Raw genomic sequence first — 9,184 nt, forward strand, 5'->3', positions numbered from 1 at the left:
TGTCCCAGGGTGCATGTTGCAATTCCGGCGACAAAATCGAGATATTCTTTCCCTGTGGTATCCCATACCCGACAACCCGCACCCCTTTCTAAGGCTATGGGAAAACGGGCATATGTGTCCATGACTGACTCTTTGAAGCTGTCTGAGTCGAAGGGTTTTACTGCAGTGGCAGCTGATACTGACAAGTTATGGTTAGAAATAAGAGTATCTATAGTCACTATTTACTCCTCAATCAAAAATTTATTTTTTAACTTTCTGCTGTCAATTTAGCAGCAATGCCTAAAACTTTCCGTCGCATCCGACTCAGATCGCACATAATCTAAACTAGCTCAGATTTGTCATTCGTCATTTGTCATTCGTGAGTCTGAAGTAGGGAGCAGCTATTTTCTCCCTTCACTTCCTTTCCCTAGCCCGTAACCTCTAAACCCCAATCCCTCTCTTGTACTCAACCCCAGAGAAAATATATCGTCGAATTCAAAAAGAGTTACTAGCGGGGGCGATCGCGCTTGTAGGTGTCTTGCTATTGGGGACTCTGTGGTATCGCCTAGTAGAAGGTTGGTCGTGGGAAGATGCGGCTTACATGACGGTAATTACCCTAGCTACCGTCGGTTATGGTGAAACTCGACCGTTGGGCGATCGCGGACGATTATTTACCATCGGTCTAATTTTAATGGGAGTGATTACGATCGGTTATATCGTCAATCGCTTTACAGAAGCTGTAATTCAAGGGTACTTTCAAGAAGGAATTCGACTGAGGCAACAGCGGCGGTTAATGGAATCGCTCTCTGGACACTACATATTATGTGGATTTGGGCGTACGGGACAACAAATTGCCCTGGAATTTCAAGCTGAAGGGGTTAATTTTGTCACGGTTGACTTAGATGATGCTTCGGTTGAAAAAGCACGGCAGCTTGGTTATGTAGCAATCCAGGGTGATGCGACATTAGACGATACTCTGCTACAACTGCGAATAGATCGAGCGATTTGTCTGGTTGCGGCACTGCCTTCTGATGCTGAAAACCTCTATACGGTGCTGTCAGCCAAAACCCTCAATCCGCAAATTCGAGCGATCGCTAGAGCAAGTACGAGAGAGGCTTTACAGAAGCTACAAAGGGCAGGAGCTGATGCTGTTGTATCCCCCTATATCACGGGAGGTAAACGCATGGCAGCAGCGGCATTAAGACCCCAAGTATTAGATTTCGTCGATGGCATCCTCACGGGAGCAGACAGGGAACTGTATATGGAGGAATTTCGCCTCGATCCGGCAGTGTGTCCCTGCATCGGTCAAACTTTGCGAGAAGCAAAACTGCGATCGCAAACTGGAGCGCTAATTTTAGCAATCCGCCGCGTGGATGGTACTCTGATTGGCGGTCCCACGGCAGACACTACGTTAATGGCAGGTGATTTATTGATTTGTATGGGAACGGCAGAGCAATTGCGCCAGCTCAATCAAATTTTGGGACCAATTCGCCCCCAGCAGCTCCCCCGTCCGCCCAAGCATTAGGTGTGGGGCGTAGGGACAAGCACAAGTCACGAGTCACAAGTGCACAATCTATCAACTCTCGTCACTCGCCACGCACCACACATTACTAAGAACCAATCGCTGAATAACTGTTTCTCGTTAGTCCAACTTTAAAGCATTGACTGGCACTTCATCCCACGATTCTACCGTTCGCAGTCTAGCTTCCCAACCAGATTCTTTTTGCGTTTCGGTCAAATTTTGCTGGTAGGATTCGTGACAAGCTTGTGCCTGCGTTTCGTCACAGCAAGCAATACAGGCGTGTATCATTCCAGACGGATCGATCTGCTCGTTAACCCAAATTGTCATCTTGCCTCTGGTGTAAACTGACGCTAACTCAAAGTTGACATTTGTTAGCTTAACCTGTTGTATCCTTTCGTTAACCACCAGATTTCCCAATCTTCGCTAGCAGTTTTCGCCTGCTTACTCCTCACGACTTAACAGACAAGGGAAAGAGGTAAGGAGTGCAGAACTTCTCCCATCACTCCTTACTCCTCACTTTATGTATAAAAGTGCGAGTGATGTTAAGTTCTTATTGTTGAGAGCTTTCCTTTACTGCTGGGGCAAGCTGATGTCGTTCATCTAATTTCTATGCCTTCCCAACTCTGGCCCTATATTACACCAGGTATCCCTGACGATTTATTCGAGCGCTTGCCAGGAATTCCCTTGAGTAAGCGGGAAATTCGGTTATTGCTGATTTCTCAACTGCGGTTACAACCAAACTCCTTGGTGTGGGATATTGGTGCAGGAACAGGGACAATTCCGGTTGAAATTGGCTTGTTGTGTCCGAAAGCCCAGATTATTGCTGTCGAGCGAGATGACGAAGTTGCTAGCTTGATCCGTCGCAACTGCGATCGCTTTAATGTGAAAAATGTTGAAGTCGTAGAAGCTAGCGCCCCAGAATGCTTACCAAATTTACCTCAAGCTCCACACCGAGTTTGTATTGAAGGTGGTCGTCCTATCAAAGATATTCTCAAAGCTGTTTGGCAATATCTGCCGCTACAAGGTAGAGTCGTTACCACGGCTGGTAATTTGGAAAGTTTATATGCTATTTCTCAAGGTTTAGCTGAGTTACATGCTAGAAATATCGATGTCGTGCAATCATCTGTCAATCGCTTAGAGCAAAAAGGTAATCAGCAAATCTTTGCTGCTGTCGATCCTATTTTTATTTTGAGTGGAGAAAAGCTAGACTAATCCCATCCGATTTTAGATTTTAGATTTTGGATTGAAGTCAAAGTCTGTAATCGAAAGTTCCAAATCCTAAATCCAAAATTGCTCTATGCCTTGGTCTCGAATTATTAGTGGAATTATCGCGATCGCTCTTGCCCTAACTGCCAGTGTCTTAGGAGGGTGGTATTTTACCTTTATGTTTATGGCGATCGTTTATTTGGGTCAACTGGAATATTTTGAATTAGTCCGAGCCAAGGGAATTGCACCTGCTGCGAAAACAACGATCGTCGTCAGTTTGGCTTTACTGGCGATCGCTACGGTTTCTTCCAGCTTGGCAGATGCCGTGATGCCAGTAGCAGGAACGTTTATTTGTTTTTATCTCCTATTTTTACCAAAGTTAGCCTCGATCGCCGATATTTCTACTTCTATTTTGGGACTATTTTATTGCGGTTATTTACCTAGTTATTGGATTAGATTGCGCTTGCTTGGCAATCCTGCTATGAGCAACATTCCATTCGATGGCTACTTACCAGATATAGCTACTATTAATCTCATCAAGCAAGGAAATTTTGCCGCTTTACCGCAAGGTTTGACAGTCACTCTCCTCGCTTTCTTTTGTATTTGGGCGGCTGATATTGGAGCGTATACTATTGGTAAATTTTTTGGACGTACTCGCCTTTCCGATATCAGTCCCAAGAAAACTGTGGAAGGGTCTGTATTTGGAATTGCTGGCAGTATAACTGTAGCCGCGATCGGCAGCTGGTATCTTCATTGGGCTGGTTCGCCTTGGACGGGTATAGCTTTGGGGTTGTTAATTGGGATTACCAGCTTATTAGGCGATCTCACGGAGTCCATGATGAAACGCGATGCTGGTGTCAAAGACTCAGGACAATTAATTCCAGGTCACGGGGGTATCCTCGATCGCGCCGATAGTTACGTTTTTACCGCTCCATTAGTTTACTATTTTGTCACTTTGTTGTTGCCGTTATTAGAGTGAGTGGTGAATAGGGTGTGGGGAGAATTCGGAATACCCCTACGGAGAAGCAAGCTACGGAAGCGCGGAATTAAATTCTCCCTAGTCTCCTCTGCACCTGAAGCCCCTCTGCTCTCTTTTCCCTGCTCCTACTCCCTGATAACTGATAACTGATTAAGGCATGATAGTCATGCTGCCACGACAGACGATTTGTCCTGACTGTAAGGTTAGTTCTTTTAAATTGACGTGAGAACCTAAATCTATGGCATAGTCTTCTAACTGTTCCCAAAGTGAGTTAGAGGAGATTTGGAGCTGGGGTTGAGTTAGAAGCAATTCGCGACCACTAGAAAGCTGCAAACCGCACTTGAGAGTAATAGGCGTAGTGTGGCTGGAATTCACTAAATTACCTTGTAGCAATAAGCTGGCTGACGCGATCGCGATTTTTGTCCAGTCAATTTGTCCTCGCACGGCATTGTTGTTAGGAGCTAATTTTGATAGTAACTCTGTTAAAGCGCTAGATAGTAAATCCGACTTCAGGGAAACATTGAGATCTATTTCCTGTAGCATTGCTTCCCCAGAAACAACCATAGGTTCTAACAGTTGTAGCGGCTGTCCTCTCATCACTTGACGTAAATTAGTCTGCATTCCCTCCCCCATTAGGCGGATTTTTGCAAAATGTAAACCTTTATAAACAACGCGATCGGCAAAGATAGATAGACGGGGAATACTACCAGAAAGGATTTGTCGATCGCTGCTGGCAATTTGTACCTCTAAATGGGATACTTGCTCGACTTGCGATCGGACAAACAGCCATAGTGCCGGAGACAGCACGTTACTGATTAGGCGATGCTTAGCGGTCTTGTCTTGCTCTAAGTTGTTCGGATTCAAGGGAAATATGTAAGTGTAATAGTTGCTCAAATTAGTGTAGTTAATATTTGTTCGGTTATCAGTGGTCAGGAAGCAGGGAGTAGGGAGCAGGAAACTGAGGGAGCAACTCAAAATTCAAAATTAATTTCGAATTCCGAATTCCAAATTCCGAATTCTCAGCGTATATATTGGTATTACCTGGGTCTAAGGATCGACAAATGGAGGAACGGGTACAAAAAATTCTTTCTCAGTGGGGAATAGCTTCGAGACGGCAAGCGGAAGAGATGATTAAGCTCGGTCGCGTACGCTGTAACGGTGCTGTGGTAAAACTAGGACAAAAAGCCAATCCAATTCAGGATACGATCGAAGTTGATGGACAGCTACTGCGATCGCCTCATCGTCCCCAGCCAACCTATTTATTGCTCAACAAACCATCTGGTGTAGTTACAACTTGTGACGATCCTCAAGGTAGACCTACAGTGATGCAACTGTTGCCAACTAATCTACGTCAAGGTCAGGGTATTCATCCTGTCGGACGGTTGGATGCAGAATCAACAGGCGCATTGCTACTGACAAATGATGGAAACTTGACATTTGCTCTCACCCACCCGCGGCACGACATCTCTAAGACATATCAAGTTGTGGTTGCGGGACATCCGCCGGAATCAGTGTTAAAACAATGGCGACAGGGAGTTGTTTTAGAGGGGAGAAAGACCAGATCGGCACAAGTGCGCGTGTTGTCTCGCGATGCTAATCGAACGTGGTTAGAATTCATTTTATGGGAAGGCAGAAATCGACAGATTCGGCGCATGACAGAAAAATTAGGTTATCCCACGCTCCAGTTGCATCGGACTGCAATCGGTTCGATTCAACTAGAACCAACCGCAGGCGCGGCTTTGCTTCCGGGTCGCTATCGTCCGCTCGAAGAACGCGAGATTCATTATTTACAAAATCAACTACAAAATCAACTACAAAATCAACTCAAATCTACAACAAGGGTGCAGGTGTAAGGTGCTGTCAAGAAGTGCAACCGATAAGTCTATGAAGCGGTGGAAACAACAACCACAACCACAAGAACCAATTGTTCAGACGCTCGAACAGCAAAGAGCCGAGAAGTTAGGGCAGATAGGTGCTGCTCTGCGTCGTAGGCGAGAAGACAAACAAATATCTTTGGAGCAAATCGAATCAACCACGCGCATTCGTCAAAGTTTTTTGCGGGCGATCGAAGCGGGTAATATTGATAAATTACCTGAGCCAGTTTATATTCGAGGTTTTATTAAGCAATATGCTGAGGCTTTAGATTTAGATGGTACGGAATTAGCAAATTCTTTTCCTTTAGAAGATTATCGGCAGAGTCTGAAACCAGTAGGAGTTAGCTTACCTCCAGCTCAATTACAGACTTCCCATCTCTACGCTATATACATTCTTTTAATTATTGGTGCGGTCAGTATTTTATCTCAAACTTTGAGTAATTCTGACTTTCAGCTCGGTCAAAATACTCAGTCACAGCCTCCATTACCCGTTGCTAATGTCGCTAAGCCTAAAGCACCAGCAAAAGTCAAACCAGTTGCTAACCTCAAGAAGCAAACCAAGCCAGTTGAAGTTGGTATAACTGTAAAAGACAAATCTTGGATACGGGTAACTGCTGACGGAAAGAAAGAGTTTGAAGGAGAGTTATCCCCAGGAACGCAGCGTAAATGGGTAGCTAACGAACAACTGAAACTCGAAGTTGGTAATGCTGGTGGAGTGTTAGTTACATATAATCAGGAAGAAGCTAAACTTTTAGGGCAGTTAGGACAAGTACAAAGAGTTACATTTAGAGCAAATAATACGAGGCTATAATTCGGAACTGATAGTTCGGAATTTATAATTCAATATTGCGATCGCGCAAGTAAAGCACTCGATCGATATCTTATCAATTTGATACAGAAATTCGATCCAAGTGCTTCATTTTTAAATGTCAATACTATTAGCATTTATGACAGGAGAGCTACCACAAAATTTCTCCATCATCGTCGAGAAATTTACCCGTCGGTGGATTCTCCATCGTAGCAAGTTTGACTATAATTGATGCTCCTTGTTCGACAGTACGCGGTGCATTATCTGTACCCATATCAGTTTTTACCCAACCAGGACAAATAGAATTGACGCTAATTTTGTCCTCTACTAAATCTTTTGCCAAGGCAACAGTTATAGCATTAAGTGCAGATTTGGAAGAGTTGTAAGCAACGGTATTAACTCCGTAGTAATAATGTTCTGGGTCGCTGAGAGAAGTCAGTGACCCAAGTGTTGACGAAACATTTATGATTTGTGGTTTAAGGATTTGTGCTGTTCCAGCTTGCTTGAGTAATGGTAGAAAATGGTGAATTGTTGCAAATGCACCAAAAACATTTGTGAGAAAAGTATCTTTGAGAACATCTACACTTAGCATAGATGGTCGAGTTGCTGGTGAGAAATCATAATTGACAGCAGCATTATTAATCAGCACAGTAACTTGTCTCCACTGTCTAGCTACAGTTTCAGCAGCATCTTTAATTGACAATTCATCATTAATATCAATTGGTACAAAATGAACGTCAAGTCCTTCAGCACGAAGTGTTTCTGCTGCTGCTGCTCCACGTTGTACGTTACGTGTACCAATCAAAACAGTGAAGTCACGCTGGGCAAGTTGTCGTGCAACTTCATTTCCAATTCCTTTATTTGCACCTGTAATGAAAGTAACTGGCTTTGTTGTCATTGTCTCAAATCCTTTCTTGTCTAGGCTTAACTACATCGATCTAACGCTACACAATCCAGTAGCTCCATCTCGTGATGTCATAAATTTCAATCGAGACGATCTACAGTGAGCTTTCTTTTACTTTGTTTGCTGTTATAGCATGACAAAAAATCAGCGCGATCGCCACAACTGAAATAGTAATTTGTCATACTCTATATGCGAATTAATTTAAAGTCGATCGTATTGCTCGTCAGCAAGTAGATTTGTTGTTCTAGCATCGCAAAAAAACGAGCGCGATCGCTATAACTGAGATAGTAATTTGTCATACTCCGTATGCGAACCGATCCAAAACCAAATCATAGTATCCTCGTCTAATTGACCAACTGCTCGATAGCTCTTGCTGATTCGAGCCGAATAGATTGGTAGCTCTGGATGCACTTTCTTAAATCGCAAACTTGGATGATATGAGTTATCCTTAAACTGGCGATATGCTTCGCGTGTCTGCTCTTGAACTAATTCGGGCAGTTTACCAAAAGCTTGTCGAAACTGAGCTGTGATGCGCGACTTCACAACGTTTCTGGATCGAGTTCTTGGGTTTTCCCTGCACGATACTCAGCCATAGCAGTAGCTGCAAGTTTAGCAAGGGCATCTGGAGAACGGGCAAATGCTTCTTCCCACAACAAATTGTCTTCAAGTTCTTCTAAGATTCTTATTGCGATCGCGTCTTGCTCGTTAGCAGGTAGAGTCTTTAATCGAGCGATCGCTTGTTCGAGTAACTCAGTCATAGAAGTTAACCTATTAATAATAGATATTAAGCAATACTGCCCCGCTTACGCGCTTCTTTATAGGAAATTCCCACATTTCTCAAGCCTGCTTTGATCATTTGTTGTTCTAGCATCGCAAAAAAACGAGCGCGATCGCCTCCCCTCACAACCGCTTGATTGTGAGCTTCTGCTAATACAACAGGATATCCATAACCCTTCTGTACTTGAGCTAACATCAAACCTAAAGATTGATTCAATAATGTTTCATCTTCAGCTACCCAAGCCGGAACTTCTACCCGTGCAATTTCCGTACCGACATGTATGTAACAGAAATAAATCGCACAATCGCCGTATAATTCTAAAATACGGGCAGAACTACGCCACAAAGTACTCCTTTGTCCTGGCTGTAATTGAATTGACCACAGCGCTGCATCCCTCAATGGTTCGAGAACCTGACAAGGAACTTTTTCAATTTGATTCGGACAAAAACTAGCGCAGTCCGGTACTTCGTGAATGCAAGCTTGCAAACGTAAAAAATTCAAGCTTTCCATACTACGAGAAGCGCTGAGATAACCCATGATGGGAATGCCCAAAGCTTTAAGCTGTTCCCAAGCCGTCAAAATTGGTGGCAAAATGCGATCGCGTGCTTCTAAAGGCAATTGTTCTAAAAACCAATAGATTAACGATCCATCGACCATAGCTAGTGTAGGAGTGGTAATTGGTAGTTGGTAATTGGTAATTGGTTGTTCTCCCCCTTGTTCCCCTTGCTCCCTGCTCCCTGCTCCCTGCTCCCTGCTCCCTACCACAGCAGCAGCCAACTCAGCCAACACGGTAGCTTCAGAAGCGGTACGGCGATAACCCATCCATTCTTCAGCGCGGATACCCCATTGACGCGAAATATATAAATCTTCGGGACGGTAGAAGACTTCTGGTAAGCTATCGAGTAAAGGTTGGCGATTTTGTCCGTAGTGCAAGACTACCCGACCGATATTGAGTAGATAACAATAAGCGATTTCGTGATGATTGGGAGCAATCTGCGAGCCATCCGTGGCGAGAACGGTATGAGTTTTAGGTGGTACTGGTAGATCGATGCAGGTGTTAAGCGGTTCCATTGGTACAGCGGTGCTGAATAAAATGCGATCGCGCCACTGTTTTTGTCGCTGCATCAATTCTGC

General features: G+C 44.1%; 11 protein-coding genes and 1 pseudogene. 5 read left to right on the plus strand and 7 right to left on the minus strand.

The features are described from left to right. Positions 1-218 (minus strand): annotated as a pseudogene (locus ACRC32_RS04620) (aspartate aminotransferase family protein); the annotation flags it as partial. Between the two features lie 221 nt (positions 219-439). On the opposite strand from ACRC32_RS04620, the gene ACRC32_RS04625 reads away from it, so the two are divergent. Beyond that, positions 440-1,504, plus strand: coding sequence for a potassium channel family protein (locus ACRC32_RS04625; RefSeq protein WP_438552884.1), 1,065 nt, complete (start codon positions 440-442; stop codon positions 1,502-1,504). A 117-nt stretch (positions 1,505-1,621) separates the two neighbouring features. Here ACRC32_RS04625 and ACRC32_RS04630 read toward each other — a convergent pair whose 3' ends face one another. Further along, complete coding sequence (locus ACRC32_RS04630; protein WP_438552892.1) at positions 1,622-1,828, minus strand: glycogen debranching protein; 207 nt, start codon at positions 1,826-1,828, stop codon at positions 1,622-1,624. A 282-nt stretch (positions 1,829-2,110) separates the two neighbouring features. On the opposite strand from ACRC32_RS04630, the gene cbiT reads away from it, so the two are divergent. Next, positions 2,111-2,713, plus strand: a complete 603-nt coding sequence (gene cbiT, locus ACRC32_RS04635) for a precorrin-6Y C5,15-methyltransferase subunit CbiT (protein WP_039714903.1) — start codon at positions 2,111-2,113, stop codon at positions 2,711-2,713. Between the two features lie 85 nt (positions 2,714-2,798). Continuing rightward, positions 2,799-3,686, plus strand: a complete 888-nt coding sequence (locus tag ACRC32_RS04640) for a phosphatidate cytidylyltransferase (protein ID WP_438552885.1) — start codon at positions 2,799-2,801, stop codon at positions 3,684-3,686. A 150-nt stretch (positions 3,687-3,836) separates the two neighbouring features. Here ACRC32_RS04640 and ACRC32_RS04645 read toward each other — a convergent pair whose 3' ends face one another. Continuing rightward, entirely contained in the window at positions 3,837-4,550 is a 714-nt protein-coding gene (locus ACRC32_RS04645) for an LmeA family phospholipid-binding protein (protein WP_438552886.1), read from the minus strand. Positions 4,551-4,747: 197 nt separating this feature from the next. Here ACRC32_RS04645 and ACRC32_RS04650 point away from each other — a divergent pair, with 197 nt between their 5' ends. Together ACRC32_RS04650 and ACRC32_RS04655 are read left to right on the plus strand one after the other, a co-directional pair. After that, a complete protein-coding gene (locus tag ACRC32_RS04650; protein WP_438552887.1) occupies positions 4,748-5,539 on the plus strand; it encodes a pseudouridine synthase in 792 nt (263 codons plus the stop codon). A 31-nt stretch (positions 5,540-5,570) separates the two neighbouring features. Continuing rightward, complete coding sequence (locus ACRC32_RS04655) at positions 5,571-6,371, plus strand: helix-turn-helix domain-containing protein (protein WP_438552888.1); 801 nt, start codon at positions 5,571-5,573, stop codon at positions 6,369-6,371. Positions 6,372-6,519: 148 nt separating this feature from the next. Here the strand turns inward: ACRC32_RS04655 and ACRC32_RS04660 are convergent, their stop codons facing one another. The 4 genes from ACRC32_RS04660 to ACRC32_RS04675 all read right to left on the minus strand — a co-directional run bounded on the left by ACRC32_RS04660 (position 6,520) and on the right by ACRC32_RS04675 (position 9,175). Further along, positions 6,520-7,266 (minus strand): SDR family oxidoreductase, encoded by a 747-nt coding sequence (locus ACRC32_RS04660; RefSeq protein WP_438552889.1) that lies wholly within the window; start codon positions 7,264-7,266, stop codon positions 6,520-6,522. Positions 7,267-7,545: 279 nt separating this feature from the next. Next, the gene (locus ACRC32_RS04665) at positions 7,546-7,815 is read right to left on the minus strand and encodes a ParE family toxin-like protein (protein ID WP_438552890.1); all 270 of its coding nucleotides are present in this window, start codon (positions 7,813-7,815) and stop codon (positions 7,546-7,548) included. Continuing rightward, positions 7,812-8,030, minus strand: coding sequence for a hypothetical protein (locus ACRC32_RS04670; RefSeq protein WP_438552891.1), 219 nt, complete (start codon positions 8,028-8,030; stop codon positions 7,812-7,814). Before ACRC32_RS04670 ends, ACRC32_RS04665 begins: the two co-directional genes overlap by 4 nt. A gap of 26 nt (positions 8,031-8,056) precedes the next feature. Then, positions 8,057-9,175 (minus strand): DNA double-strand break repair nuclease NurA, encoded by a 1,119-nt coding sequence (locus ACRC32_RS04675; RefSeq protein WP_438552893.1) that lies wholly within the window; start codon positions 9,173-9,175, stop codon positions 8,057-8,059. Between the last annotated feature and the right edge of the window lie 9 nt (positions 9,176-9,184).

The sequence above is a fragment of the Chroococcidiopsis sp. genome (assembly GCF_051657925.1).
In the GTDB taxonomy this organism is placed as follows: domain Bacteria; phylum Cyanobacteriota; class Cyanobacteriia; order Cyanobacteriales; family Chroococcidiopsidaceae; genus Chroococcidiopsis.